Source organism: Kitasatospora sp. HUAS MG31, from assembly GCF_040571325.1.
Classification (GTDB): domain Bacteria; phylum Actinomycetota; class Actinomycetes; order Streptomycetales; family Streptomycetaceae; genus Kitasatospora; species Kitasatospora camelliae.
In genome coordinates this window covers 3,957,014-3,983,181 of record NZ_CP159872.1, presented here as the reverse complement: position 1 = coordinate 3,983,181, position 26,168 = coordinate 3,957,014, and the positions used below count along the sequence as shown (strand labels likewise).

The following is a 26,168-nucleotide window of genomic DNA, read 5'->3' as shown; positions in this document are numbered from 1 at the left end:
CCCTGCGAGGACCCCTAGCGGGTCACCTTCTCGTAGTGGCGGGCGGCCTTGGCGCGGTTGCCGCAGACGGCCATCGAGCACCAGCGGCGGCGGCCGTTCTGCGAGGTGTCGAAGAAGTGCAGGATGCAGGTGGAGTGGGCGCAGGCCTTGATCCGGTGGGCGCCCTGCCCGAGCAGGCCGAGGTAGTCGTCGGCGGCCAGCCAGGCGGCCAGCCAGTGCGGCTCGTCCACCTCGACGGTCTCGGCCGGGCCGCCCGAGGTCAGGACGTGCCGGATCCGGCCGTGGGCGAGCACCTCGTTGAGGGCGTCCAGCGGTGCCGGCCGCTGCTCCTCGGCGGCGCCGACCAGCGCGGCCAGCGCCTCGCGCGCGGTGAGAACGGCGTCCAGTCCGGCCCGGTCGGCCGGGCAGCGCTCGGCGAGCCCGGCGGAGGACAGCCAGATGCCGTAGCCCTCCGGGTCGGTCAGCAGGTCGTTGACCGGGGTGCCCCGCCAGCGCGTGTTGAGCAGATCGAGCGAGAGGGGTTCGCCGATCAGCGGGCGCGGGTCGCGGGGGTCAGCCATACCGTCGAGTGTACGGACCGTCGGGGCGGGCACGGGGGCCCGTGTTTCCTCCATGTTTCAACTGCTGCTGATCTGCGGATTTCTTGTCGTGACCACTGTCATATGTCCGAGTTGATGACGTAACCTCTCAACCTTGCGTAGGGTTCCCACAGCTCGGTGGCCGATCTCCCGGCGCGCGGAAGCGCCCGGGCCGAACCCGCCGAACTCGCCTGGTGGGGAAGGTGTCCGCATGGGCTCACAGCATCCGCAGCACGTCGGTCGGCTCCGGCTGGTCGGCCAACGACAGACCGGACCCGAGGCCGCCGCGCGCGCCGGCACGAACGGCACTCCGGCCCCCGCCCCGACCCCGGTCGCGGCGGCACCGGCCGGCCCGGTCACGCCGGCACCGGCCGCCCCCGGCTCCTCCGGGCCGCCGGCCGGCTTCGCCGAGGTGCTGAACGCCGCGATCGAGGCCAGCGGCCTCAGCCTGGACCGGATCAGGTCCGCCCTCGCCCAACAGGGCGTCAGGGTGAGCATCACCACACTCAGTTACTGGCGGCGCGGCCGCAGCCAGCCCGAGCGGGCGGCCTCGCTGCGCGCCGTGCAGCTGCTGGAGGAGCTGCTGGGCCTGCGGGTGGGCAGCCTGACCTCGCTGCTCGGCCCGCCGCGGCCGCGCGGACGCTGGGTCACCCAGACCGCCCCGGACAGCCTGAGGGTCGAGCAGGTGTGGCCCGGCGAGCAGGAGATCGCCGAGATCTTCGAGGAGCTGGACGCGCCGCCGACCGGCGACCTGGAGCGGCTGTCGATCCACGACTCCTACTTCGTGGACGCCAACCGCCGCGGCCACCTGCTGCGGATGCGCCAGGTCGTGCGGGCCACCGTGCCCGACGTGAGCCGGCACGTGGTGGTGCACAAGGCGGACGAGGGGGTGAAGGTCTGCCCCGAGATCAACTCGGTGCGGCACGCTCGGCTGGGCCGGGTCCGGCGCCGCCCGGAGAGCGGCCTGCTGGTCGCCGAGCTGCTGCTGGACCGGCCGCTGGGCCTGGGCGACAGCACGGTCTTCGAGTACGAGGTCACCGTCCCGGACTCCGGTCCGACCACCGACTACGGGCGGTTCTTCGCCGTCCCGGTGCGCGAGTACGTGCTGCAGGTGCACTTCGAGCCGTCCACCGTCCCGGCTCAGTGCGAGCGCTTCGACCGGGCGCCCGGCGAGGAGGTGGACCGCAACCGCCAGCAGCTGTGGATCGGTGCCTCGGCCAGCGCGCACGTCCTGTCGCCGGACCAGCAGCCGGGCCAGGTCGGCATCCGCTGGCAGTGGGAGTAGCCCACACCTAACCGCTACAGAACTTCATACCGGTTGACCCATCGAGCGACTAACCATTACTGTCACTAGTAACGGTTAGTCGAGCTCGGGAGTGCCGCCATGAAGTCCCTGCAGACCGGTCACATCGGCCTGAACGTCACCGACCTGCCCCGCTCGGTCGCCTTCTACCGGCGCGTCCTGGGCCTGGAGACGGTGACCGAGAGCACCACGCCCTCGCCGTTCGCCCTGCTCGGCCGGGACGGCCGGCTGGTGGTCACGCTCTGGCAGCAGTCCACCGGCACCCACGACACCACCCGGCCCGGCCTGCACCACCTCTCCTTCCAGGTGGACACCCTGGAGGAGGTCCACGAGGCGGAGCGGGTGCTCAAGGAGCTGGGCGCCGGGTTCCGGTACGACGGCGTGGTGCCGCACCGGGAGGGCGGCACCTCCGGCGGCATCTTCTTCCACGACCCGGACGGCACCCGCCTGGAGATCTTCACCCCCGAGGGGGTGGACGCCACCGGGGCCGCCGCCCCCAGCACCGAGGCCCCCACCTGCGGGTTCTTCTGAGGCACACCCCAGTCCCCGCCCGGACCGACCACCGCGGCAGCAGGAGGTCCCGCCGTGACCACGACCAGCCCGTACCACCCCGGCGAGCGCGCGGTGCAGCTGCGCACCGGCGTGACCGACCGCTCCGACCACGTGGGCCGGTCCGTCGGCCGCACCATCCCCCCGGTGGCCGCCCAGTTCCTCACCGAGCGGCGGACCCTGGTGGTGGGCGCCGCCGACCCGGCCGGACGGGTCTGGGCCGGCCTGCTCAGCGGCGCGCCCGGCTTCCTGCGCGCCGCGGATCCGCACACCCTGGCGGTGGCGGCCGCACCCGTCCCCGGCGATCCGCTCGCCGGGGTGCTGGCCCGCCCTGCCCCGGTCGGCACCATCGCCCTGGACCCGGCCAGCCGCCGCCGGATGCGGGTGAACGGCCGCTCCCGGCCGGACGGCCGCGACGGCCTGGTGATCGAGGCCGACCAGGTGTACGCCAACTGCCCCAAGTACATCCAGCGCCGCAGTCCGGTCGACCTGCCCGCCCGGCCCACGCCGGCCACCGTCGGCGAGGAGCTGACGACCGCCCAGCAGCTGGCCGTCTCCACCGCCGACACCTTCTTCATCGCCAGCGTCGGCCCGGACGGCTCGGTGGACGCCTCGCACCGCGGCGGCAACCCGGGCTTCGTCTCAGTGCTCGGCCCGGGCCGGCTGCGCTGGCCCGAGTACCCCGGCAACTCCATGTTCATGACCCTGGGGAACCTGGAGGTCGAGCCCCGGGCCGGCCTCCTCCTGTCCGACTGGGAGACCGGCGGCACCCTCCAGCTCACCGGCCGCGCCGAGGTGGATTGGACGGACCCGGCCGCCCCCGCGGTGGACTTCGAGATCCGGCGGGTGGTGGAACTCGCCCACGCCACACAGCTGAGCTGGACCGATCCCGAATACTCCCCGGCCAACCCGCCCCTCGCGGGGTAGCTCGGACCGGCCCACCGGTTACCCCATTCGTCGCATTTTATGACTAATCAGCTGATGTTCCCTCCGCTCCCGTGGAACGTATGCCGATTCCATGACGGAAAGGCAGGGATCAACGTGCTGATGGAGTTCAGCGACGTCGAGCCGGACCAGAACTGCTCCTGCGCCGGCTGTTCCGCCCGCAGGCTGGCCCGGCTCCGCGCGGCCCACCCCCGGGACGGCGGACACCCGTCGGCCCGGGGCGCCCGGCGTGCCGCCGTCCTGGTGGCCGCGGTGGGCACCGTCCTCGGCGGCGCCACCGGCGCGATAGCCGCCACCGGACCCCGGACGGGCGACACCAGCGACAGCGGGCAGGGGATACCCGACGCCCCCCAGGGCGAGGTCAGCGACCTGTACGGAGACGCCCCCGCCGCCGAGACCCGCCGAGCCGCGGCGGCCCAGCCCGCCACCACCCGCGCCGAGATCCTCCGCCGTGCCCAGACCTGGGTCGACCAGCAGGTGCCGTACAGCATGAGCCGCTACTGGTCGGACGGCTACCGCCAGGACTGCTCCGGGTACGTCTCGATGGCCTGGGGCCTGGGCAGCAGTCAGACCACCTGGACCCTGCCGCAGTTCGCCGAGCGGATCTCCAAGAACGACCTCCAGCCCGGCGACGCGCTGATCTACAACAACCCGACCAACCCGGGCGCCGGCTCCCACACGGTGCTCTTCGGCGGCTGGACGGACTCCACCCGCACCCGGTACGTCGCCTACGAGCAGACCCGCCCCGGCACCACCAAGCGCTCCACCCCCTACGCGTACTGGAGCAACTCCGGCTCCTACGTCCCCTACCGCTACAAGGGCCTGAGCACCCCCCAGCCGGCCCCCGACGCCTTCCCCGGCGCGGACAAGTTCGGCCCCGGCAAGGTCAACCCGTACGTCCAGCGGCTCGGCGAGATGCTGGTGAAGCGCGGCGGCGCGCGGTTCTACCACGAGGGCCCCAGCCCCGACTGGGGCGAGGCCGACCGCAAGGCCACCGAGGCCTTCCAGCTCGCCCAGGGCTGGCGCGGCGCCGAGGCCGACGGCTACCCGGGCAAGGACACCTGGGACTACCTGGTGAACGGCAAGGGCAAGGACATCCCGCCCGCGGCCGCCCCGGCGACGCCTCCCCCGCCCCCGACCGCGCCGGCCGTCCCCGCCTTCCCCGGCGCGGACAAGTTCGGCCCCGGCAAGGTCAACCCGTACGTGCTGCAGCTCGGCCAACAGCTGGTGAAGCGCGGCTTCGGCCGCAACTACCGGCAGGGGCCCAGCCAGAGCTGGTCGGAGGCCGACCGGCTCAACGTCCAGGCGTTCCAGCAGGCCCAGGGCTGGCGCGGCGCCGAGGCCGACGGCTACCCGGGGCCGCACACCTGGCGGCTGCTGTTCAGCTGACCGCCCCCGCCACATCGCCGTGCGCGCGGATCCACCCGTGCATGGCGATGGCGGCGGCGGCCCCGGCGTTGATCGAGCGGGTCGAGCCGAACTGGGCGATCGAGCAGACCGCGGCGGAGTGCTTCCAGGCCTCCTCGGTGAGACCCGGACCCTCCTGGCCGAACAGCAGCACGCAGCGCTCGGGCAGCTCGAAGGTCTCCAGCGGCACCGCCCCGGGCAGGTTGTCGATGCCGATGATCGGCAACCCGTGCCCGGCGGCGAAGGAGGCCAGCGAGGCGACCGAGTCGTGGTGCCGTACGTGCTGGTAGCGGTCGGTCACCATGGCGCCGCGCCGGTTCCAGCGGCGGCGGCCCACGATGTGCACCTGCTGCGCCAGGAAGGCGTTGGCCGTCCGCACCACGGAACCGATGTTGAAGTCGTGCTGCCAGTTCTCCACGGCCACGTGGAAGCCGTGCCGGCGGGTGTCCAGGTCGGCGACGATCGCCTCGCGGGTCCAGTAGCGGTAGCGGTCCACCACGTTGCGGCGGTCCCCGGCGGCCAGCAGCTCCGGGTCCAGCCGCGGATCGGCCGGCCAGGGCCCGGGGTGCGGGCCGACGCCGACCTCGCGGTCCTCCGGCACGAAGGCGTCGTCGTACTGCTCGCCCTGGTGGGGCACTCCCGTTCCGCTCATCCCACCGAGGGTACGGCCCCGGGATGCCCGGCCAGGCGGCGGATCCGGCGCTCGGCCGCCAGCAGCACCCCGGTCGGCAGGAACACCGCGTCGGCGGCGATCATCGCCAGCGAGAAGAACGGCAGGCCCAGCACCACGGCGATCACCGCGTGCTCGGCCACCATCAGGGCCAGCAGGACGTTCTTCAGCCGCCGGTTGGCCAGCGCGAACGGGAAGCCGACCTGCAGCACCACCGTCCCGTAACTGAGCAGGAAGGTGACCAGCAGGCTCGCCCCGAGCAGACCGGACAGGGCGGGCCAGGGGGTGAAGTAGTCCAGGTGCAGCGGGTAGTGCAGCGCCGTGCCGTCCTGCCAGCGGGAGCCCTGCACCTTGTACCAGCCGGCCGTCGCGTAGACCAGGACCACCTGGCCGGCGATCACCAGCATCCCGCAGTTGTGCAGCATCGTGGTCAGGGCGTCCATCAGGGCGCGCAGCTCGCCCCCGGGCGGCCGGGCCGGCCGGCGGGCGCGGCGCCGGGCGTCCAGCGACCAGACCCGGCCACAGCGGGTCAGCACCAGGTAGATCGCCATCAGGTGGATCACGTTGTCCCCGCCGTCGCCGACGAAGACGTTGCGGTTCTGCAGGGAGACCACGGTGACGGCGAAGAGCACCCCGACCGCCCGGGTCCGCCAGCCGAGCACCAGCAGCACGGCGGCCGCGATCGCCAGGTGGTAGACCAGCTCGAACCAGAGCCGGCCCTCGGACCAGCCGAGCACGGTGAAGGCGTGGGACTCGGCGATCAGCCGCGCGTTCAGCTCGGCGGACCAGGGGGACAGGTCGCCGTACAGCACCCGGCGGTGGGGCCATTCGCGGAGCAGGAAGCCGCCCCAGGCCAGGCCCGTGCCGATCCGCAGCACCGCCGCCTGGTACGGGGCGGCGGTGCGGCCGACGAAGGCGGCGAAGGCGTCCCGCAGCAGGGCGTGGGGAGCCGGCCGGCCGGGTATCGGCGGGCGCTCCGGCCGCACCGGAGGCGCGGGCGGCCGCTCGTCGGCCGGGGCCGCACCGACCGGGCCGTCACCGACCGGCTCCGGGGCGGCCTCGGGCTGGCGGGGGATGGCGGGGAGCAGCCGCGGCCCCTCGCCGGTCGCCCCGGCCGGGGTCGGAGCGCCGACCGGCTCTCTCGGGTCCCCCGGCTTCACCGCAGCCCCCGGTAGTCCTCGTCGTTCACCGGCCACCAGGGCAGTTCACGGTGGACGGCCTCGGTGGAGACCTGCTCGGTGCTCCAGGCCGGCGGCGGCACGGTGGCCGAGCCGCTGCGGAACTGGATCTGCAGGATGCGCTCGCCGTGGGCCGTCCGCCCGATCCGCTGCAGGGCGATCCGCTTGAGGTAGAGCTCGGCGAGCTTGCCGCGCGGACCGGCGACCGCGCCCTCCTGGGCGGGGTGGGTGGCGTCGTAGAAGTCCCAGGCGCGGCGCAGCAGGTTCTGCTCGGTGTGGCTGGGGGCGGGGTTGCCGCGGACGGCGGCGATGTCCTGGGCGGTCAGGCCGATCCAGTCGCGGGTGGTCACCGCGCCGTCGTCGGCGATGGTCTGCACCCGGGCGTCGACGGTGACGTTCTGCTGCAGCGGGTCCGGCGCGAACAGCTTCCAGTTCTGCTCGAACTCGGGGAAGACCACGGCGTCGATCTGCCGCTGGTACTCCTTGGAGACCGAGTTCGGCGGCGCGACGTGCAGGAAGAGCGCGGCCAGGAACAGCCCGGTGCCGCCGAGCAGCAGGGCGGCGGCCACAACGAGCGCCGCCCTGGCGGGCAGGGACCGGACAGGCATGCCGGTCATCCTGCCTCACCGGGGCGCGGGGCGACAGACCCGTCAGAGGACGAAGGCGTCCCCGCCGGAGCCGCTCACCATCGGGCGGCCGGCGGCCTCCCAGGCGTACATGCCGCCGTCCACGTTGACCGCGTCCCGGCCCTGGGCGACCAGGTACTGGACGACCTGCGCGGAGCGGCCGCCGACCCGGCACAGCACGTACAGCCTGTCCTCGGGCAGCTCGGTGATCCGGGCGACGACCTCGCCGATCGGGATGTGCAGCGCACCGTCCACGTGGCCGGCGTCCCACTCGTCCTGCTCGCGGACGTCGAGCAGCACGGCGTCGGCGGGCACCGCGGCGGCGGTGGTGGTGGGCAGCTGCTGGGCGAACATCGTGGGGTTCTCCTGGGTGTCGGGGCCGTGGACTCCAGTATCGGCCAGCAGCCGCTCCAGCTCGGCACGCCGTTCGGAGGCCCGGGCGAGCAGCTGCTCGGCGAGCTCCTCCAGCAGCCGCTCGGGCTCCTGCGGGGCGAGCAGCAGCAGCTCGCCCATGGGGGTGCGCTCCAGCCGGACCTGCTCGGCGGCCAGCCGGCCGATCCGGGCGGTGAGGAACTCCAGGCGCTGATGGAGCCAGGCCTCCCGCTCGGGGGAGCCCGGGGCGGGGGCGGTCTCCGGGGCGGTGGACCACTCCTCGGCGAGCTGCTCCAGGGCGGCGCCGTCGCCGGCGGCGTAGGCCTCGTTGACCCGGCTGATGAAGACGGAGCGGCGCTCCTGCTCGGCCGGGTCGGTGGTCAGGTCGGGGTGGGCGCGGCGGGCGAGGTCGCGGTAGAGCCGCTGGGACTCCCGGTCGGGCCGGACCTTCCGGGGAGCCTCCGGCTCCACCGGCGGCACCTCGTCCGGGTCGGCCGGCTCGCCGGCCCGCTCCCGGGCCTCGATGGCCCGCAGCACGTCCTCGGGCCGGCCGGTCCGGGCGGCCAGCGCCTCGGCGATCAGGGCGTCCAGCTCGTCCAGGCCGGCGTACAGCGGGCCGAGCAGCTGGTGGTGGACCAGGGCGAAGTTGTCGATCTCCACGCGGAGGGTCTCGACCTCGACGTCCAGGGTCAGCCAGGCCAGTTCGGCCGCGGCCACCCGCTCCTCCAGGTCGCCGATCTGAACGGGGATCTCTGCGCTCACCTGCTCGCCTTCGCTGGGTCCGGCCGTACGGCCAGCAACCCTACCCGCGTGGGTGTCACGCGACGCGCTGCTCCGGTCCGGTGAACCCGGTGCATTCGAGGGCGCACGGTGTGTGACACACAACCGATATTGACGAATCTCATCGATTCGCTGTCGGACGCGGCCTCGTCCGTGCTTCGCTGGAGGGTGCCACGACCCGGCAAGACGGCCAGGCGGGAGCAGACCGAATCCATGGCGGACGAGCCCAACTCCACACCGAACCCGGACGACGCCACGGGTGACCAGCCCCCAGGGGTGGTCGCCCTGCTTCGTGTCGCCGCCGTCCTGATCGACCCGGACGGCCGGATCGCGCAGTGGAACCGCACAGCCGAGGAGTTGTTCGGGCACCGGGCCGAGGTGGCCTGCGGGCGGACGGCCTCCGGGCTGCTGCCCGCAGTGGAGCCCCGGGCCGAGACCGAGCCCCCGCCGCCCGGCGGCGCCCGTCCGTGCGACGCCTTCGACACCCTGGACGACCTGACCTGCGGCGGCTCCCCCTGGGCCGGGGCGATGGCGGTGACCGACCGCGAGGAGCGGCTGCGCGACGTGCTGTGGTGGGCGTACCCGCTGGTCGAGCCGGCCGGGCGCAGCCTGCTGGCGCTGGCCGCCGACGCCCGCCCGCTGCGCACGGCCGGCCCGCGGATCGCCCTCGGCGAGCGGCTGGTGCCGTACGCGGCGGCGCCCGCCGGTCCCGGCCGGCTGCACCGGGTGGCCGCCACCTTCACCCCGGCCGGTCCGGCCGGGGCCGCCGCGCTGGGCTCGCTGCTACCGCGCGGGTCCGAGGAGCGCCGCGCCCGGCTGCTGGCCGCACTGGCCGAGGCGGGGCTGCCGGCGCTGTGGGTGGACGCCGGGGCGCGGCTGGCTGTGGTGCCCTACCAGACCTCCGGTAGCGGGACGGCCCGGATCGCCGCGGGGCTCGGCCGCCGCTACCCGACACCGCAGCAGCGCGCCGCCCAGCCCCGGGCGGGCCGGCGGCCGGCCGGGTCCAGACCCGCGATCCAGGGCCGGGCCGACGGCGCGGGGGACCCGGGCCGGGTGTGGGCCGGCCAGATCCCCGGTCCGCGCGACGCGGCCCCCGGTGCCGGCGATCAGGCCGGTGCGCAGGGCATCCTCAACGGGACGACGCAGGGAGGCACCGCCATCGAGTCCGCAGCCAACGGCACGCCGGTCCGCGCCGAGCTCCCGGCCGCCGAGGTCCCGCCCCAGACGGTGCCGCCCGCCGACGGGGTGGAGGTACTCCGGGGCAGTCCGGACGGGGACCAGCTGGCACTGCTGAGCGAGGTCGGCAGCCGGGTGGGCACCACGCTGGACCTGGACACCACGGCGCGCGAGCTGTGCGAGGTGCTGGTCCCCCGGGTCGCCGACTTCGCCTGCGTCGACCTGCTGGACGGCCTGATCTCCGACTCCGAGCTGCCCGAGGCCCGGCCGGACGACGCCACGATGCTGCGCCGGGTGGCCCGGGTGTTCAATCCGTCCTCCGGCCAGTGGGCGCACGTGCTGGACGAGGGCGCGCTGCTGGCGATGCCGCGGTCCACCCCGCCGGGGCTGGCACTGCAGGAGAACGAGCCGGTGCTGGTCCCGGTGATCAACCCGCAGGTCGCGGTGGAGTACGCGGAGTCGCTCGGCGGTCCGGAGCTGGCACCGGTGGTGGTGGACCGTTCGATGCTGGTCCTGCCGCTGTCCGCGCGGGGGACGGTGCTGGGCATCCTCAAGCTGCTCCGGCTGCCGGACCGCGGCCCGTTCGCCAAGGGCGACTCGGACACCCTGAAGGAGCTGGCGGCGCGGGCCGCGCTGTCGCTGGACAACGCCCGGCTGCACCGGGCGGAGTCCAAGGTGGCCACCACTCTGCAGCGGTCGATGATCCCGACCCGCCCGCCGAAGATCCCCGGGGTGCAGGTCGCCCACCGCTACCTGCCCGGTGACCCGAAGGCGCAGGTCGGCGGCGACTGGTTCGACGCGATCCAGCTGCCCGGCAGCCGGGTGGCCTTGGTGGTCGGCGACGTGATGGGCCACGGTCTGCACTCGGCGGCGGCGATGGGCCGGTTCCGGACGGCGATGCAGACCCTGGCCGCCCTGGACCTGCCGCCCGGCCAGCTGCTGCGGCACCTGGACAACCTGGCCCAGAAGCTCGGCGACGACCACCTGGCGACCTGCCTGTACGCGGTCTACGACCCGATCAACCGCACCTGCGAGCTGGCCAGCGCCGGGCACGTCCCGCCGGTGCTGGTGCATCCGGACGGGCGCGGCGAGCTGCTGCGGATCCCGGCGGGCGCGCCGATCGGGGTCGGCGGGGTGCCGTTCGTCGCCAAGCGGATCGACGTGTCGGACGGCTCGATGCTGGTGCTGTGCACCGACGGGCTGGTCGAGGTCCGCGGCGGGGACATAGGAGAGGGCCTGGCCGCGCTGTGCGGCAACCTGATCGACCCCAAGCAGACCCCGGAGGAGGCCTGCGACACCGTCCTGGACCGGCTGCACTCGGACGACCGCAAGGACGACGTCGCCCTGCTGGTGGCCCGGTTCGACGGGGTGCCGCCGACCGAGGTGGCCACCTGGCGGCTGGCGGTGGACCTGACCGAGGTGCGGCGGGCCCGCCAGCTGGTCCGCGACCAGCTGGCGGCCTGGCGGCTGAGCGCGCTCACCGACACGGTGGAGCTGCTGGTCAGCGAGCTGGTCACCAACGCGGTCCGGGTCGCCCGGGACCACGTCCAGCTGCAGCTGATCCGGGTGGACAAGCTGCTGGTGGAGGTCAGCGACGACAACCACAACCTGCCGTCGCTGGAGCCCGCCGAGTCGATGGACGAGAACGGGCGCGGCCTCAACCTGGTCAGCAAGCTGGCCGAGAAGTGGGGCACCGCCCGCAAGGCCGTCGGCAAGGTCGTGTACTTCGAGATGCCGCTGCCTAGGGGATGACCGCTCCCGGGGCGGCCCGGCGGGCGGCCTCGGTGGCGATCGAGGCCGCCGCGCCAACGCCGGCCAGCACCCGCGGCCAGTAGTTGCCGAACACCTCGGCGCTGGCCGCGATCAGGACGGCCACCAGCAGCGCGACCACGTGCTCCAGCCCGGCCAGGTTGGGCAGCAGGACGGCCTCCACCACCATGGCCAGCGCCACCGCGCCGGCGGTCCACCAGGCGCGGCAGCGGATCGCCACGCAGACCGCGAGCGCCACCACGGCGGCCGACGGGCCGGTGTCCCGGACGTGCGCCACCCAGGACGGGAAGCCGAAGAGGTGGTCGGGCCCGATCGCGACGCCGACCCGGGCGAACAGGGTGCCCGCCAGGGTGCAGGAGTAGGCGACCACCAGGGTGGCCCGGCGGCCGAGCACGATCTCGGCGACCCCGAAGACCAGGAAGACCTGGACCAGCGCCCCCCAGACCGGCAGGTCCAGCGCCGGGACGTACAGCGACAGCGGGGTGCGCAGCAGTGACACCTCCAGCGGCAGCGAGGCCTTGACCACGCCGATCCGGGTGACGAACTGCTCCCCGCCGGGCAGGTGCTGGACGATGCTGAACAGCAGGACCAGAAGGGTCGCCGTGGTCGCGAGCGGAACGGCCGCGAAGCGTTTCCGCACGATGTGCCGGGTGACCACGGAGAACAGTGCCCCCCACTCCGCGACAGCGGCCCGGACCGCATAATCCGGAATCCTGCTGCGCACGCCCCCCGCGTGGGTCGTCTGATGCACGGCTGCCTCTCTCCCCGATCGGTATCCCGAAAGCAGCTTCCGTTCTGCCACTCAATCGACACTACGCAGCGGATAAACGTGGCGCGTCAGCACGACTGCCGACCGAGAATCATCCTCTAGGGGGAGAAAAAGCCGGTTTCCCTCCGCCCCCCGGCGGAGGGATCACCCCTACCCGCGCGCGTGCCGACGACGGAACAGTGCGGGAAGACTCGGGACGGTGATGAAGCCCTCGGCACGGGCACTGGCGATGCCGATCCGGGGGATCTCGCTGCTCTTCTGGAACAGCAGATAACGCGGCTCCCAGATCGGGCGATACTTCGCATTCGCCCGGTAGAGCGACTCGATCTGCCACCAGCGGGAGAAGAATCCGAGGGTGGAGCGCCACAGCCGGAGCACCGGTCCGGCACCGAGCCTGGAACCGCGCTCGAATACCGATCGGAACATCGCGAAGTTCAGCGAGACGCGCCGCAGGTCGACCTCCTCGGCACGCTGCAGCAGCTCGATCACCATGAATTCCATCAGCCCGTTCTCGCTGTCGCGGTCACGCCGCATGAGATCGAGCGAAAGTCCGTCCGCACCCCAGGGGACGAAACTCAGCAGGGCCCGCAGCTCGCCGTCCCCGTCCGAGCACTCCAGCATCACGCAGCGCCCGTCGTCCGGATCGCCGAGGCGGCCGAGCGCCATCGAGAAGCCGCGCTCGGTGGCGCCGTCCCGCCAGTGGTCGGCCTTCTCCACCAGGGCGGCCATCTCCGCCTCGGGGATGTCCTCGTGCCGGCGGATCCGCACCGTGTACCCGGCCCGCTTGACCCGGTTGTACGCCTGGCGGACCACCCGCATCGCGCGGCCGTCCAGCGAGAACTCGTCCAGCTCGACGATCGCCTCGTCGCCGAGCTCCAGCGCGTCCAGCCCGTGCCGGGCGTAGATCACGCCGGCCTCCTCGGAGGCACCCATCACGGCCGGCACCCAGGCGTGCTCCCGGGCCTCGGCCAGCCAGCAGTCGATCGCGCCCGGCCAGGCCTCCGGATCGCCGATCGGATCGCCGGAGGCCAGCGACACCCCGCCGAGCACCCGGTAGGCCACCGCGGCCTTGCCGCTCGGCGAGAAGATCACCGCCTTGTCGCGGCGCAGCGCGAAGTACCCCAGCGAGTCCCGCTCGCCCTGCCGGTCCAGCAGCTCGCGGAGCCGGCCCTCGTCCTCGGAGGTGAGCAGCTCCTGGCCGCGCGGGCTGCGGAAGGTCACGTACACCACGGCGAGGAAGAGCACCGCGCCCATGACGTTGATGCAGGCGTCCACCCAGGTGGGCACCGAGATGACGTCGACGACCCGCTCCGAGGGGGTCACCGTCACCATGCGCGCGACCGAGTACCCGAACCGCACGCCGAAGGCGTCGCCCGGGATGGTGTTGGTCAGCTGCACCAGCACCGAGCCGACCGCACCGCCGAGCAGCAGGCCGCCGATGCCGGCCGCCACCGCGGTCTTCGGGTTGGAGGCGTCTCCCTTGGAGGTGAACTCCTTGCGGCCGACCACCAGGGCCAGCAGGAACAGCCCGGTCAGCACGGTGGAGAAGTAGTTCAGCGGGTGGCTGGCGAACCGGTCGCCCACCACCATCAGCACCAGGAAGGCGAGGAAGGTCAGTCCGGACAGGCCGGCGTTGAAGATCCAGGCGGCCCGCTTGCGCCGCCGCATCGCCACTGCGAGGAACAGCGAGAGCAGCACGGTGGTCAGACCCGCCGTCACCAGGTACGGCGTGAAGTACTCGCCCTCGTTGTGGGTGCGCACCTGCTCGCGGAACGGCACGGCCAGCACGGCGACCAGGTTGACCAGGGCGATCAGCCGCAGGTACCAGACGGTGGCCGTGGCGGCACGCCGGCGCCAGCGGGCGCGCGGGCCCGGGGACTGGTCGGAGCGCGCCTCGGACGCGGCTGAGGAGGCCGTCTTCACAGTGGACACAGCTCCCATTCGAAACGATCAAACCTGGGGGCGCATCCGCGCCGCACCCCGGCGACCGGGCGCCGATTTCCATCGTTGCCCACCGATGATGAGAATTGCGTGAATCCGGTAGCGGATTCCAACCCCCGCCGATCGGCGGGGGTGGCGTCACTCCGGCGGGCACCAGCCCCGCCGGGCGGCCGTCCTAGGCTCGATGGAACCCCACCCCGCCCGCCCGGGCGGAGCCGTACACGCGAGGAGAGACCATGTCGCCGACCCGCGTCCTGATCGTGGACGACGAGGTACTGGTCCGCTCCGGTCTCAGCCTGATCGTCGGCTCCGCGCCCGACCTGGAGGTGGTCGGCAGCTGCTCCGGCGGCCAGGCCGAGGAGCAGGTCGGCGCGCTCGGCCCGCACGTGGTGCTGCTGGACGTCCGGATGCCCGACCTGGACGGGATCACCGTGCTGCGCCGGCTGCGCACCCTGCCCGACCCGCCGGCGGTCGCCATGCTGACCACCTTCGACACGGACGAGTACATCGGCACCGCGCTGCGGGCCGGCGCGGCGGGCTTCCTGCTCAAGGACACCGCCCCGGAACAGCTGGTGCACTCCGTCCGGATCCTCGCCGCCGGCGGCAGCGTGCTCTCCCCCACGGTGACCCGCACCGTGATCAGCGGGTACGTGGACGGCGGAGGCCCGGACACCGAGGCCGCCCGGCTGGCCCGCCAGCTCACCAGTCGCGAGCTGGACGTGCTCGCCCTGCTCGGCGAGGGCCTCTCCAACGCCGAGATCGCCGACCGGCTGTACCTGGGAACCGGCACGGTGAAGGACCACATCAGCGCGATCCTCGGCAAGCTGGGCGCGGCCAACCGGGTCCAGGCCGCGGTGATCGCCCACCGGGCGGGGCTGGCCCGCGGCCCCGAGGGCGCATGACCGCCCCGAGAGGCCTGCCGGCCCGGCTCACCGCGCCCTGGCTGATGCTGCTGCTGCCCGCCCTGATGTCGGCGCTGGACACCGCGCTGGTCGCCCGGGACGTGGCGCCCTGGCAGGTGGTGCTCTCCGGGCTGGCCGCGGCCGTCCTGCTGCTGCGCCGGCGCTTCCCGGTGCCGGTGATGCTGGCGACCCTGCCGGGCACCTACGTCAGCTCGATCTGGCTGGCGCCGATCACCGCCGTCTACACGGTGGCCGCGGCCCGAACCCGGCTGCGGACCACCGTGCTGTGCGCCAGCGCCTTCGCCCTGGTGGAGTTCTTCCACTACCCGCTGGCCGACCACCCGATCGCCTTCGACCGGGACACCGTCCTCAACGCCATCACCGCCGTGATGCTGGCCGCCGGCCCGGCCGCGCTCGGCCTGCTCACCCGGACCCGCCGGGAACTGGCCGACCGGCTCACCGAGCTGACCGAGGGCCAGCAGCGGGAGAGCCGGCTGCTGGCCGAGCGGGTGCTGGCCAGCGAGCGGGCCCGGCTCGCCCGGGAGATGCACGACGTGGTGTCGCACCAGGTGAGCCTGATCTCCATCCAGGCCGGCGCGCTCCAGGTCTCCACCACCGACCCGCGGGCCCGGGACACCGCCCGCACCATCCGGGAGCTGTCCGTCCGCACCCTGGAGGAGCTGCGGCAGATGGTGGGCGTGCTCCGGGCGGCGAGCGTCCGCCGGGACGAGCCGCTGGCGCCGCAGCCCCGGCTGGCCGACCTGCCCGGGCTGATCGAGGGCAGCGGGCTGCCCGTCGCCGGCGAGTTCACCCCCGGCGACCGGCCCTGGCCGGAGGCGGTGGAGCGAGCCGCGTACCGGACCGTGCAGGAGGCGCTGACCAACATCAGCAAGCACGCCCCGGGCGCCGAGGTCCGGGTGCGGGTGGCGGCCCGCGGCCCACGGCTGGTGGTGGAGGTGCGCAACGGACCACCGCCGCACCGGCCCGATGCGGGGGCGCCGCTGCCCGGCGGCGGGCACGGGCTGGTGGGCCTGCGCGAGCGCGCCCAGCTGCTCGGCGGCAGCTTCACGGCGGCGGCGGGCCCCGACGGGGGCTTCACGGTGCGCGCCGAGCTCCCCGCCGCGGCCGAGTAGGCCCGCGGGTCAGCACCCCTTTGAGCAGGTCCGCACCGCTCGGAGGGGTGCCCGGTCGGGCGGGCGACACCGCGGGCGGACAACGAGAAAGCCCCGCAGATCCGTAGATCTGCGGGGCTTCGCTGTGCGCGAGGGGGGAGTTGAACCCCCACGCCCTTTCGGGCACTGGAACCTGAATCCAGCGCGTCTGCCTATTCCGCCACCCGCGCATGGGTGTTGTCTTCAGATGCTTGCCGCTCTTCCGACCTGGTCGGAACCTTACCGGTCCCGCTCGGTCTTCCGTTCGGCTCCCTCTCGGGCGCCCCTTCCGACGTGGAAAACATTAGCACGACCTGCGGGGTACCTCCGAATCCATATCCGCGGGCACCGCAACCCGGGCTCCGTCGGACGGATGAGCGGGCCCCCGGCCGGGTAGCCCTCCCACGCACACGTGCCGGGGGAACCGTACGGATGGCCCAGGCGTGGATACGATCAGTACGGAAGTACCGCAATCAGGCCGACCGACCGCGGCCCGACCGACGCCCTGGAAGGGGGTGCCCCGTGGGAGTCCTGAAGAAGTTCGAGCAGCGGCTCGAGGGTCTCGTGAACGGCACCTTCGCCAAGGTGTTCAAGTCCGAGGTCCAGCCGGTGGAGATCGCGGGCGCGCTGCAGCGCGAGTGCGACAACAACGCCACCATCTGGAACCGCGACCGCACGGTCGTCCCGAACGACTTCATCGTCGAACTCAGCCCGCACGACCACGAGCGCCTGAGCCCGTACGCGAGCCAGCTGGGCACCGAGCTGGCCGGCATGGTCCGCGAGTACGCCGAGGCCCAGCGGTACAGCTTCATGGGCCCGCTGCGGGTGAGCCTGGAGAAGGCCGACGACCTCGACACCGGCCTGTACCGGGTCCGCAGCCGCACGCTGGCCGCCGAGGAGCCGCAGGCCCCGGCCGCGCCGACCGCCCAGCCCGGCTACGGGCGCCCGCCCACGCCCCCCGCGCCCGGCGCACCGTGGCAGCAGCAGGGCGCGGCCCCGTACGGCGCGCCGCCGCCGCCCGCCGCGCCCCCGGCGATGCCCTCCGCCCCGCCCGCGCCGGCCGGGAACGTCCGGCCCTTCCCGGGCGCCGGTCACGGCGGCGTCGGCACCCGGCGCTGGATCGAGGTGAACGGCACCCGTCACCAGATCACCGGGAACGCGGTGGTGCTCGGGCGCTCCACCGAGGCGGACGTCCGGATCGACGACCCCGGGGTCTCCCGGAAGCACGCCGAGATCCGGCCCGGAACGCCGGCGATGGTGCTCGACCTCGGGTCCACCAATGGCATCGTGGTGGACGGACAGCACACCCAGCGCGCTACGCTCCGCGACGGCTCCCGAATCGTCCTCGGGTCCACCACCATCGTCTACCGACAGGTCGAAGGGTAGAGCGGGCCACCTATGTCAGATCTGACCCTGACGGTCATGCGGCTGGGCTTCCTCGCCGTGCTGTGGCTGTTCGTCATCGTCGCCGTGCAGGTGATCCGTAGCGATCTCTTCGGCACCAAGGCCGCCGCGCGCCCCGCGCGCCGCGGCCAGTCCGCGAGCTCGACCGCGGCCACCCAGCCCGTCCGTACGCCCCCGGCGCAGCCGGCGGCCCCGCAGCAGTCCGGCGGGCGCCGCCGCGGCGCCCCGACCCACCTCGTGGTGGTCCAGGGCTCGCTCGCCGGCACCACGGTCGCCCTGCAGGGCCAGACCATCACGCTCGGCCGGGCCCACGACTCCACGATCGTGCTCGACGACGACTACGCCTCGTCCCGGCATGCCAGGATCTACCCCGATCAGACTGGGCAGTGGACGGTGGAGGATCTAGGCTCCACCAACGGCACCTATCTGGACCGGCAGCGGCTGACCGCGCCGATGCCGCTCCAGCCCGGGATGCCGATCCGAATCGGCAGGACCGTCATCGAGCTGCGGAAGTAGTCGCGCATGAGGACCAGCTCCACCCGAAGGAGGGCACGGACCGCATGACCCTCGTGCTGCGATTTGCCGCCGGCTCCCACAAAGGCCTGATCCGGGAGGGGAACGAGGACTCCGGCTACGCCGGGCCCCGCCTGCTGGCCGTGGCCGACGGCATGGGCGGCGCGGCCGCCGGCGAGGTCGCCTCCTCCGAGGTCCTCGGCTCCCTGGTCCGCCTGGACGAGGGCGTGCCCGGCGCCGACCTGCTGACCCTGCTGAACGACGCGGTGCAGACCGCGAACGACCGGCTGCGCCAGATGGTCGAGGCGGATCCGCAGCTGGAGGGCATGGGCTGCACGCTGACCGCGCTGCTGTGGACCGGCCGGCAGATGGGCCTGGTCCACATCGGCGACTCCCGCGCGTACCTGCTGCGCGACGGCTCGCTCAGCCAGATCACCCAGGACCACACCTGGGTCCAGCGCTTGGTCGACGAGGGGCGGATCACCCCCGAGGAGGCCGAGACCCACCCGCAGCGCTCGCTGCTGATGCGCGCCCTGGACGGCCGCGGCCAGGTCGAGCCCGACCTGTCGATCCGCGAGGTCCGGGCCGGCGACCGCTACCTGATCTGCTCCGACGGCCTCTCCGGCCCGGTCAGCCACCAGACGCTGGAGGAGACCCTCGGGAGCTTCTACGCCCCGGAGCAGACCGTCCAGGAGCTGATCCAGCTCGCGCTGCGCGGCGGCGGTCCCGACAACATCACCTGCATCGTCGCGGACGTCATCGACGTCGGCGCCACCGACACCCTGAGCGGCCGACTGGCCGAGCTCCCGGTGGTGGTCGGCGCGGTGGCCGACACGCCTCCGCCCACCGTCACCGACCCGAACCTGCTGAACACCCCGGCCGCCCGCGCCGCCGGCCTGGGCCGCCCGCAGCCGCCGCAGGGCGCCTTCGGCCCGGCCGAGGGCTACGGCGACCCGGCGGCCGGCTACGGCGCCGCACCGGGCTTCGGCCCGGCCGAGGGGTACGGGGACCGGGCCGCCGGCTACGGCGAGCAGCAGCCCGGTTTCGGCGAGCCCTACGGCACCTTCGGCGGCCCCGAGCAGGGCGAGTACGACTACGAGCAGCCCGCGCCCCGGCGCCGCAAGCGCCGCGGCCTGAAGATCTCGCTGACCGCGCTGATCGCGCTGGGCCTGATCGGCGGCGGCGGGTACTTCGCCTGGAAGTGGACCCAGGACCAGTACTACGTCGGCGCCGAGGGCGAGCACGTGGCGGTCTACCGCGGGATCAACCAGAACCTCGCGGGCCTCAGCCTCTCCAAGGTCTACGAGCCTCACGGCGACGTGGAGCTCAAGTTCCTGCCCGAGTATCAGCGCACCCAGGTGGGCAACACGATCCAGGCCAAGAGCCTGGACGACGCCCGGGCCCAGGTGAAGCGCCTGGGCGAGCAGGCGGCAGTCTGCAAGAAGGTCGCCGAGGGGGCCCAGCCCGGCGCGGGCGGCACCCCCACGCCCGAGCAGCCCACCCCGTCCGCCAGCCCGAGCGCCTCGGGCATCGTGAACGCCTCGTTCCCGGGCACGGGTACGGTGAGCAGCGGGACACCGGTCACCGCACCGCCCCTGACCGAGCAGGAGCAGCAGCTCGCCGCCTCCTGCCCGACCAAGTGACAAGGCCCCGCGGGGTCACCCCCAGCCGTCGGGGAGCGGCCCACACGTGAGTACCTTCGACAGCCTCAGCACCCCCGCCGCCGAGCAGCGGCGGGGTCCTGCCGCCGACGCGCCGCAGGCCGCGCCGACCCGGCGCAACACCGAGCTGGCCATGCTGGCCTTCGCCGTGGTGATCCCGATGCTCGCCTACGCGAACGTCGGCCTCGCCATGGACGGCACGCTGCCCGGCGGCATGCTCGGGTACAGCCTCGGCATGGGCGCGCTCGCTCTGATCGCCCACCTGGTGATGCGCCGCTTCGCGCCGTACGCGGACCCGCTGCTGCTGCCGCTGGCGACGCTGCTCAACGGCCTCGGCGTGGTGATGATCTGGCGCCTGGACAAGGCCGGGGGCCTCCTCGTCCCGAACTACCCGGCGGCCACCAACCAGCTGATGTGGTCCGGCCTGGGCGTGGCGCTGTTCGTCGGCGTGGCCATCCTGCTCAAGGACCACCGGATCCTCCAGCGCTACACGTACATCTCGATGGCCGTGTCCCTGGTGCTGCTGGTCGCGCCGGTCTTCTTCCCGAGCCGGGACGAGGACTTCGGTGCCAAGATCTGGATCCGGATCGGCTCGTTCTCGATCCAGCCCGGCGAGTTCGCCAAGATCATCCTGACCATCTTCTTCGCCGGCTTCCTGATGGTGAAGCGGGACGCCCTGGCGCTGGCCAGCCGCCGGTTCATGGGCCTGTACCTGCCGCGCGGCCGCGACCTCGGCCCGATCATCGTGATCTGGCTGCTCAGCCTGCTCATCCTGATCTTCGAGAACGACCTCGGTACCTCGTTCCTGTTCTTCGGCCTGTTCGTGGTGATGCTCTACGTCGCCACCGAGCGGACCAGCTGGATCATCTTCGGCCTGGTGCTGTCCATCGGCGGCGCGACGGTGGTGGCCTCCACCGCCAGCCACGTCAAGATCCGCATCAACTCCTGGCTGGACCCGATGGCCGCGTTCCAGGAGCCGCCGCCGAAGGGCACCAGCGAGCAGATCGGCCAGACCCTGATGTCGCTGGGCTCCGGCGGCACCACCGGCACCGGCCTCGGACAGGGGCGCTCCTGGCTGATCCAGTTCGCCGCCAAGAGCGACTTCATCCTGGGGTCGTTCGGCGAGGAGCTGGGCCTGACCGGCCTGATGGCGATCTTCATGCTGTACGCCCTGATCGTGCAGCGCGGCCTGCGGACGGCCATCGCCGCCCGCGACCCGTTCGGGAAGCTGCTCGCGGTCGGCCTGTCCTCGGCCTTCGCGCTCCAGGTGTTCGTGGTCGCCGGCGGAGTCACCGGCCTGATCCCGCTGACCGGTATGACCATGCCGTTCCTGGCCCAGGGCGGTTCCTCGCTGCTGGCCAACTGGGCGCTGATCGCCGTCCTGCTGAAGATCAGCGACACCGCGCGCCGCCCGGCCGCCGAGCCCGCCGCCGCCATCCCGGAACCGAACCGCGGGGGAACCGTCTCGTGAACAAGCCGATCCGCCGCGTCGCGATCTTCTGCATGGTGCTGATCCTCGCCCTGATGGTCCGGGTCAACTGGGTGCAGGGCGTCCAGGCCGCCGCCTGGGCGAGCAACGAGCACAACAAGCGCAACCAGTACGACCGCTACGCCCACCCGCGCGGCAACATCATCGTCGGCGGCCAGCCGATCACCCGCTCCGACTTCGTCAACGGCCTGCGCTACAAGTACAAGCGCGGCTGGAACGACGCGGAGATGTACGCCCCCATCACCGGCTACTCCTCGCAGGCCTTCGGCAACAGCCAGCTGGAGTCGCTGGAGGACGGCCTGCTCTCCGGCAGCGACTCCCGGCTGTTCTTCCGCAACACGCTGGACATGCTGACCGGCGAGCAGCGCCAGGGCGGCGACGTGGTGACCACGATCGACCCCAAGGCGCAGAAGGCGGCCTTCGACGGCCTGGCCGGCAAGAAGGGCGCCGCGGTGGCGATCGACCCGCGCACCGGCGCGATCCTCGCCCTGGTCTCGGCCCCCTCCTACGACCCGGGCAAGTTCGCGGGCACCGGCGCGGAGGACACCAAGGCGTACAACGACTACCTGAAGAACCCGGACAAGCCGATGGCCAACCGGGCGCTGCGCGAGACGTACCCGCCCGGCTCGACCTTCAAGCTGGTCACCGCGGCCGCGGCGTTCGAGAACAACGTCTACAAGAACGTCGACGACCAGACCCAGACGCCGAACCCGTACATCCTGCCGAACACCCGCACCGAGCTGAAGAACGAGTCGGACACCGAGCCCTGCGAGAACGCCACCGTCAAGGTGGGCATGGACTACTCCTGCAACACCGTGTTCGGCAAGATCGGCGCCGAGCTGGGCAAGGACAAGATGCGGACCCAGGCGGAGAAGTTCGGCTTCAACGACGACAAGGTCGACGTGCCGATCCGGGCCACCGCCAGCGTCTTCCCGAAAGGCTCCGACCAGGCCGGCACCGCGCTGGACTCCATCGGGCAGCACGACACCCGGGCCACCCCGCTGCAGATGGCCATGGTGGCCTCGGCGATCGCCAACAACGGCACCCTGATGCAGCCCTACCTGGTCGCCCAGGAGCGGGCCAGCAACCTCGAAGTGATCTCCAACCACACCGAGAAGCAGTACGGCCAGGCGATCAGCCCGGCGACCGCGCAGAAGCTCCAGCAGCTGATGGAGAGCGTGGTGCAGAACGGCACCGGCAAGAAGGCGAAGATCCCGGGGCTGACCGTGGGCGGCAAGACCGGCACCGCCCAGCACGGCCAGGACAACAGCGGGCTGCCGTACGCGTGGTTCGTCTCCTACGCCAAGGGCGCCGACAACAAGATGGTGGCCGTGGCCGTGGTGGTCGAGGACGGCGCCGCCCAGCGCAACGAGATCAGCGGCGGCTCGCTCGCCGCGCCGATCGCCCGGAGCGTGATGGAGGCGGTGCTGACCAAGTAGCGCTCGTCACAGCGGAGGGTCCGGTACGTCCGATCCCAGCCGTTTCGACCCGCGGGTTGTCACAATGGGACGGTCCCGGTCGATACCGGTCCGGTCTCAGCTGGCGGTAGGCGCCGGTTGCCTCAGGTCGGCCCGGTAGCGTATCCGCAAGCAGCGGGTGTATCCGCTGTCCGCCCGTGGCCCCGGTCACCGGCGGCGCCGCCGCGGAAACCGCCGTAGGCGGCGAAGGCGTCAACAGAGCGTGCGGGGACACCAACGTCATATCCTCACCGACCGGTGGGGGAGAGGGTCGGAGATATGGAAGAGCCTCGTCGCCTCGGCGGCAGGTACGAGCTCGGCGGCGTCCTCGGACGCGGCGGCATGGCCGAGGTCTACCTCGCCCATGACACCCGGCTCGGCCGCACGGTCGCCGTGAAGACGCTCCGTGCCGACATGGCCCGCGACCCGTCCTTCCAGGCCCGGTTCCGGCGCGAGGCCCAGTCGGCGGCCTCCCTGAACCACCCCGCCATCGTCGCCGTGTACGACACCGGCGAGGACTACATCGACGGCATCTCCATCCCGTACATCGTGATGGAGTACGTCGAGGGCTCCACCCTCCGCGAGCTGCTGCACTCCGGCCGCCGGCTGCTGCCCGAGCGCGCGCTCGAGATGACCATCGGCATCCTGCAGGCCCTGGAGTACTCGCACCGGGCCGGCATCGTCCACCGCGACATCAAGCCGGCCAACGTCATGCTCACCCGGCAGGGCAACGTCAAGGTCATGGACTTCGGCATCGCCCGTGCGATGGGTGACGCCGGCATGACGATGACGCAGACCTCCGCGGTCATCGGCACCGCCCAGTACCTCTCCCCCGAGCAGGCCAAGGGCGAGACGGTCGACGCGCGCTCCGACCTCTACTCCACCGGCTGCCTGCTCTACGAGCTGCTGACCGTGCGCCCGCCGTTCGTCGGCGACTCGCCGGTCGCGGTGGCCTACCAGCACGTCCGCGAGGAGGCCGCGCCGCCGTCGGCGTACGACCCGGAGGTGCGTCCCGAGGTCGACGCGATCGTGCTCAAGGCCCTCGCCAAGGAGCGCGACTACCGGTACCAGTCCGCCGACGAGATGCGCGACGACATCGAGCGCTTCCTCGACGGCCTGCCGGTCGCCGCCGCCCAGCAGGCCGCCGCCTACGGCATGGGCGGCGCCGGGTACGGCTACGACCAGACCGGCGCGCAGTACGACCCGTACGGGCAGACCAACCTGCTGCCGCAGCAGGGCGCGGCCGGCCCGACCACGATGCTCCCGCAGGTCGGCACGCAGCAGCCGGGCTACGGCTACCAGGAGGACACGTACTCCGGCGGCGCCGGGGGCGGCGGCTACGACGACGGCTACTCCGGGGGCGGGCGCCGCCGGGGCGACGACGAGCCGAAGAAGTCCAACACCTCGTGGATCGTGCTGGCGATCGCCGCGGTGCTGGTGCTGGTCGGCGCGTTCTTCGTGGTCCAGGCGATGGTGAACAAGGGCGGCGCCTCGGGCAGCCAGACCACCGCGCCCAGCCTGGTCGGCAAGAGCCTCCAGGAGGCCCAGAACGCGGCCAAGGCGCAGGCCAAGGACCTGACGGTCAAGGCTGCGGACCCGGTGGCCTGCCCGGACCCGAAGATCCAGAAGGACCAGGTCTGCACCCAGGAGCCGGTGGCCGGCTCGGCCATCGCGAACGACGCCGAGATCAAGGTCCACCTGTCCTCCGGCCCGGCCGAGAGCGCCGTTCCGGACGTCACCGGCCAGACCAAGGACTCCGCCGCCGCCGCGCTGACCAAGGCCGGCTACGTGGTCGGCACCGTCACGTACCAGAACAGCGACACGGTCGACCAGGAGAAGGTCATCTCGCAGAGTCCGTCCGGCAAGGCGGCCGCGGGCGCGACGATCAACCTGGTGGTCTCCTCCGGCCAGGGCAAGTCCAACCTGCCCAGCGTCGTGGGCAAGCAGCAGGCCGAGGCCGAGCAGATCCTCGGCGACGCCGGGTTCACCGTCAACGCGAAGACCCAGAGCGTCACCGACCCGGCCAAGGTCGGCGTCGTCCTGGACCAGTCGCCGAAGGCCGGCGCCCAGAAGAAGGGCACCCAGGTCACCCTCACCGTCGGCAAGCTGGCCGACAAGGTGCAGATGCCCGACCTGCGGAACAAGCCGGTCAAGGACGCGATCGCCCAGCTGAAGTCCCTCGGCCTGCAGTGGAACTTCAGCGGCGCGGGTGGGGCCGACACCAACACGGTGGTCAGCACCAACCCGGGTCCGAACGACCTGGTCGACCCCGGCTCCTCGGTCCAGCTGTTCACCAGGCCGGGTGCCGGCACCAACCCGCCGTTCCCGGGCGGCTGACACCTCCCGCTCCCGAAGGGGGCTGCCGCCACCCGGCGGCAGCCCCCTTCGGCGTGACGGCCCGCTCCCCTCGTTCGACGGCTTCCCCGCGTGTCAGGGCCTCCGGACCGCCCGACAGGGCGCGGTAGGACCCGGGGAAGCGGCAGGAACCGGAAAGCCGCCCCAGGAGGCCCCTCACAGGGCGCTGGGGCGGCTCGGGTGTCCCGGTCAGCCGGTCGTGGCGATGGCGGCCGGCTTGCCCTCGCTCCGGGGCTTCTCCTCGGTCAGCTTGCCGAAGACGATCAGGCGGGCCTTCGCGGTGAACTCCGGGGTGCAGGTCGTCAACGTGATGTACCGCCCCGGCTGGGTGAACGAGGAGCCCTTGGGCACCTTCTGGATCACCCCGACATTGCTCGGCGGGGTCTCCGGGATCCCGCCGGTCACCTGATAGGTGAAGTACGAGGTCGCCGTCTCCACCACGATGCTGTCGCCCGGCGCCAGCTTGTTGATGTACCGGAACGGCTCGCCGTGGGTGTTGCGGTGCGCGGCCAGGGCGAAGTTGCCCTCCTTGTCGGCCGGCATCGCGGTGCCGGTGTAGTGGCCGACCAGGCCCTTGTCCAGCACCTTCTCCTTACCGGTGCCCTCCGCGATCGGGAACTTCAGGCCGAGCTTGGGCAGGTAGATGATGGCGAAGCCCTTGCCCGGCTCGAAGGCCTCCGGGGTGGGCGGGGCACCCGGCGTGGGCGTACCGCCGCTCGGCTGGGGCTGGGGCTGGCTGCTCCACTGCTGTTCCAGCTGGTTGCGCGCGTCACTGGCTGCGCCGTCCGCCTGCAGGTTGGTCCACCACAGCTGGTACGAGACGAACAGCAGCATCACCAGGCCGAGGGTGATGAAGAGCTCGCCCACCGTCCGGGCGACCACCACGCCGACCGGCTCCTTGTCGCGCGGCCTCGACGGCGGCGCGGGCTGCCGCCCACTGGCCCGCCGGCGGCCGTTGCCGGGCCCCAGCTGGACCTTGCCCTGAGCAGCCCGGCGCCGCTCGGCCCGGCCCCCCGGGGGCGGGCCGTCCCCACGTTCCGGCGGCACCGGTATCGACCTGAGCTGCAGGGTCTGCTCGACCACCGGCTCGTAGACGCCCCACTCCTGGGCCCCGGTGCCCTCCGGCTCCGAGCCCTCCTGGGTGTCCCCCTCCGGACGTACGGCCGTCACTC

Annotated in this window: 21 protein-coding genes and 1 tRNA gene; 13 read left to right on the top strand and 9 right to left on the bottom strand. The window is 72.8% G+C overall.

Features of this window, described 5'->3' with window-relative positions; all coding sequences use genetic code 11:
* Positions 1 to 14 precede the first annotated feature (14 nt).
* Positions 15 to 560, bottom strand: coding sequence for a CGNR zinc finger domain-containing protein (locus ABWK59_RS18040; RefSeq protein WP_354641610.1), 546 nt, complete (start codon positions 558 to 560; stop codon positions 15 to 17).
* 229 nt (positions 561 to 789) lie between these two features.
* On the opposite strand from ABWK59_RS18040, the gene ABWK59_RS18035 reads away from it, so the two are divergent.
* From ABWK59_RS18035 to ABWK59_RS18020, 4 genes are all read left to right on the top strand, one after another.
* Positions 790 to 1,863, top strand: coding sequence for an XRE family transcriptional regulator (locus tag ABWK59_RS18035; protein ID WP_354641609.1), 1,074 nt, complete (start codon positions 790 to 792; stop codon positions 1,861 to 1,863).
* 99 nt (positions 1,864 to 1,962) lie between these two features.
* Positions 1,963 to 2,412 (top strand): VOC family protein, encoded by a 450-nt coding sequence (locus tag ABWK59_RS18030; RefSeq protein WP_354641608.1) that lies wholly within the window; start codon positions 1,963 to 1,965, stop codon positions 2,410 to 2,412.
* A 54-nt stretch (positions 2,413 to 2,466) separates the two neighbouring features.
* On the top strand, positions 2,467 to 3,357 hold the full coding sequence (locus tag ABWK59_RS18025; RefSeq protein WP_354641607.1) for a pyridoxamine 5'-phosphate oxidase family protein: 891 nt from the start codon (positions 2,467 to 2,469) through the stop codon (positions 3,355 to 3,357).
* 120 nt (positions 3,358 to 3,477) lie between these two features.
* Entirely contained in the window at positions 3,478 to 4,764 is a 1,287-nt protein-coding gene (locus tag ABWK59_RS18020) for a peptidoglycan-binding protein (protein ID WP_354641606.1), read from the top strand.
* Here the strand turns inward: ABWK59_RS18020 and ABWK59_RS18015 are convergent.
* The 4 genes from ABWK59_RS18015 to ABWK59_RS18000 form a co-directional block, all read right to left on the bottom strand.
* Positions 4,757 to 5,434, bottom strand: a complete 678-nt coding sequence (locus ABWK59_RS18015) for a TrmH family RNA methyltransferase (RefSeq protein WP_354641605.1) — start codon at positions 5,432 to 5,434, stop codon at positions 4,757 to 4,759. The genes ABWK59_RS18020 and ABWK59_RS18015 overlap by 8 nt on opposite strands.
* Complete coding sequence (locus tag ABWK59_RS18010; protein ID WP_420492930.1) at positions 5,431 to 6,387, bottom strand: HTTM domain-containing protein; 957 nt, start codon at positions 6,385 to 6,387, stop codon at positions 5,431 to 5,433. The genes ABWK59_RS18015 and ABWK59_RS18010 overlap by 4 nt, the downstream gene beginning before the upstream one ends.
* A 221-nt stretch (positions 6,388 to 6,608) precedes the next feature.
* A complete protein-coding gene (locus tag ABWK59_RS18005; RefSeq protein WP_354641604.1) occupies positions 6,609 to 7,238 on the bottom strand; it encodes a DUF5819 family protein in 630 nt (209 codons plus the stop codon).
* 42 nt (positions 7,239 to 7,280) lie between these two features.
* Positions 7,281 to 8,390, bottom strand: a complete 1,110-nt coding sequence (locus ABWK59_RS18000; RefSeq protein WP_354641603.1) for a rhodanese-like domain-containing protein — start codon at positions 8,388 to 8,390, stop codon at positions 7,281 to 7,283.
* 231 nt (positions 8,391 to 8,621) lie between these two features.
* Here ABWK59_RS18000 and ABWK59_RS17995 point away from each other — a divergent pair, with 231 nt between their 5' ends.
* Positions 8,622 to 11,336: a SpoIIE family protein phosphatase gene (locus ABWK59_RS17995; RefSeq protein WP_354641602.1), complete on the top strand. Its 2,715-nt coding sequence runs from the start codon at positions 8,622 to 8,624 to the stop codon at positions 11,334 to 11,336.
* On the opposite strand, the gene ABWK59_RS17990 is transcribed toward ABWK59_RS17995, so the two are convergent.
* Together ABWK59_RS17990 and ABWK59_RS17985 are read right to left on the bottom strand one after the other, a co-directional pair.
* Positions 11,326 to 12,078: a hypothetical protein gene (locus ABWK59_RS17990; RefSeq protein ID WP_354641601.1), complete on the bottom strand. Its 753-nt coding sequence runs from the start codon at positions 12,076 to 12,078 to the stop codon at positions 11,326 to 11,328. The genes ABWK59_RS17995 and ABWK59_RS17990 overlap by 11 nt on opposite strands.
* Positions 12,079 to 12,273: 195 nt before the next feature.
* Positions 12,274 to 14,064: a phosphatidylglycerol lysyltransferase domain-containing protein gene (locus ABWK59_RS17985; protein WP_420492800.1), complete on the bottom strand. Its 1,791-nt coding sequence runs from the start codon at positions 14,062 to 14,064 to the stop codon at positions 12,274 to 12,276.
* Between the two features lie 236 nt (positions 14,065 to 14,300).
* On the opposite strand from ABWK59_RS17985, the gene ABWK59_RS17980 reads away from it, so the two are divergent.
* Complete coding sequence (locus ABWK59_RS17980; protein ID WP_354641599.1) at positions 14,301 to 14,966, top strand: response regulator transcription factor; 666 nt, start codon at positions 14,301 to 14,303, stop codon at positions 14,964 to 14,966.
* Positions 14,963 to 16,099 carry a sensor histidine kinase gene (locus ABWK59_RS17975; protein WP_354641598.1) on the top strand — a complete coding sequence of 379 codons (1,137 nt, stop codon included), beginning with the start codon at positions 14,963 to 14,965 and terminating at the stop codon, positions 16,097 to 16,099. Before ABWK59_RS17980 ends, ABWK59_RS17975 begins: the two co-directional genes overlap by 4 nt.
* Before the next feature lie 125 nt (positions 16,100 to 16,224).
* On the opposite strand, the gene ABWK59_RS17970 is transcribed toward ABWK59_RS17975, so the two are convergent.
* Positions 16,225 to 16,308 (bottom strand) — tRNA-Leu (locus tag ABWK59_RS17970).
* A gap of 331 nt (positions 16,309 to 16,639) precedes the next feature.
* Here ABWK59_RS17970 and ABWK59_RS17965 point away from each other — a divergent pair.
* The 6 genes from ABWK59_RS17965 to pknB all read left to right on the top strand — a co-directional run bounded on the left by ABWK59_RS17965 (position 16,640) and on the right by pknB (position 24,978).
* The gene (locus ABWK59_RS17965) at positions 16,640 to 17,503 is read left to right on the top strand and encodes a DUF3662 and FHA domain-containing protein (protein WP_354641597.1); all 864 of its coding nucleotides are present in this window, start codon (positions 16,640 to 16,642) and stop codon (positions 17,501 to 17,503) included.
* Between the two features lie 12 nt (positions 17,504 to 17,515).
* Positions 17,516 to 18,037 carry an FHA domain-containing protein FhaB/FipA gene (locus tag ABWK59_RS17960; protein ID WP_354641596.1) on the top strand — a complete coding sequence of 174 codons (522 nt, stop codon included), beginning with the start codon at positions 17,516 to 17,518 and terminating at the stop codon, positions 18,035 to 18,037.
* A gap of 44 nt (positions 18,038 to 18,081) precedes the next feature.
* A complete protein-coding gene (locus ABWK59_RS17955; RefSeq protein WP_354641595.1) occupies positions 18,082 to 19,677 on the top strand; it encodes a PP2C family protein-serine/threonine phosphatase in 1,596 nt (531 codons plus the stop codon).
* 46 nt (positions 19,678 to 19,723) lie between these two features.
* Entirely contained in the window at positions 19,724 to 21,166 is a 1,443-nt protein-coding gene (locus ABWK59_RS17950; protein ID WP_354641594.1) for an FtsW/RodA/SpoVE family cell cycle protein, read from the top strand.
* Positions 21,163 to 22,623: a peptidoglycan D,D-transpeptidase FtsI family protein gene (locus tag ABWK59_RS17945; protein WP_354641593.1), complete on the top strand. Its 1,461-nt coding sequence runs from the start codon at positions 21,163 to 21,165 to the stop codon at positions 22,621 to 22,623. The genes ABWK59_RS17950 and ABWK59_RS17945 overlap by 4 nt, the downstream gene beginning before the upstream one ends.
* A 297-nt stretch (positions 22,624 to 22,920) precedes the next feature.
* Positions 22,921 to 24,978, top strand: a complete 2,058-nt coding sequence (gene pknB / locus ABWK59_RS17940) for a Stk1 family PASTA domain-containing Ser/Thr kinase (RefSeq protein ID WP_354641592.1) — start codon at positions 22,921 to 22,923, stop codon at positions 24,976 to 24,978.
* A gap of 207 nt (positions 24,979 to 25,185) precedes the next feature.
* Here pknB and ABWK59_RS17935 read toward each other — a convergent pair whose 3' ends face one another.
* On the bottom strand, positions 25,186 to 26,166 hold the full coding sequence (locus ABWK59_RS17935) for a class E sortase (RefSeq protein ID WP_354641591.1): 981 nt from the start codon (positions 26,164 to 26,166) through the stop codon (positions 25,186 to 25,188).
* Positions 26,167 to 26,168: the final 2 nt, after the last annotated feature.

Excerpts from the sequence above, each read along its gene's own strand:
- ABWK59_RS17960 (WP_354641596.1), top strand. The coding sequence starts at position 17,516 with ATGTCAGATCTGACCCTGACGGTCATGCGGCTGGGCTTCCTCGCCGTG.
- ABWK59_RS18005 (WP_354641604.1), bottom strand. The coding sequence starts at position 7,238 with ATGCCTGTCCGGTCCCTGCCCGCCAGGGCGGCGCTCGTTGTGGCCGCC.
- ABWK59_RS18035 (WP_354641609.1), top strand. The coding sequence starts at position 790 with ATGGGCTCACAGCATCCGCAGCACGTCGGTCGGCTCCGGCTGGTCGGC.
- ABWK59_RS17985 (WP_420492800.1), bottom strand. The coding sequence starts at position 14,064 with ATGGGAGCTGTGTCCACTGTGAAGACGGCCTCCTCAGCCGCGTCCGAG.
- ABWK59_RS18020 (WP_354641606.1), top strand. The coding sequence starts at position 3,478 with ATGGAGTTCAGCGACGTCGAGCCGGACCAGAACTGCTCCTGCGCCGGC.
- ABWK59_RS18030 (WP_354641608.1), top strand. The coding sequence starts at position 1,963 with ATGAAGTCCCTGCAGACCGGTCACATCGGCCTGAACGTCACCGACCTG.
- ABWK59_RS18040 (WP_354641610.1), bottom strand. The coding sequence starts at position 560 with ATGGCTGACCCCCGCGACCCGCGCCCGCTGATCGGCGAACCCCTCTCG.
- ABWK59_RS17980 (WP_354641599.1), top strand. The coding sequence starts at position 14,301 with ATGTCGCCGACCCGCGTCCTGATCGTGGACGACGAGGTACTGGTCCGC.
- ABWK59_RS17955 (WP_354641595.1), top strand. The coding sequence starts at position 18,082 with ATGACCCTCGTGCTGCGATTTGCCGCCGGCTCCCACAAAGGCCTGATC.
- ABWK59_RS17975 (WP_354641598.1), top strand. The coding sequence starts at position 14,963 with ATGACCGCCCCGAGAGGCCTGCCGGCCCGGCTCACCGCGCCCTGGCTG.
- ABWK59_RS18015 (WP_354641605.1), bottom strand. The coding sequence starts at position 5,434 with ATGAGCGGAACGGGAGTGCCCCACCAGGGCGAGCAGTACGACGACGCC.
- ABWK59_RS17995 (WP_354641602.1), top strand. The coding sequence starts at position 8,622 with ATGGCGGACGAGCCCAACTCCACACCGAACCCGGACGACGCCACGGGT.
- pknB (WP_354641592.1), top strand. The coding sequence starts at position 22,921 with ATGGAAGAGCCTCGTCGCCTCGGCGGCAGGTACGAGCTCGGCGGCGTC.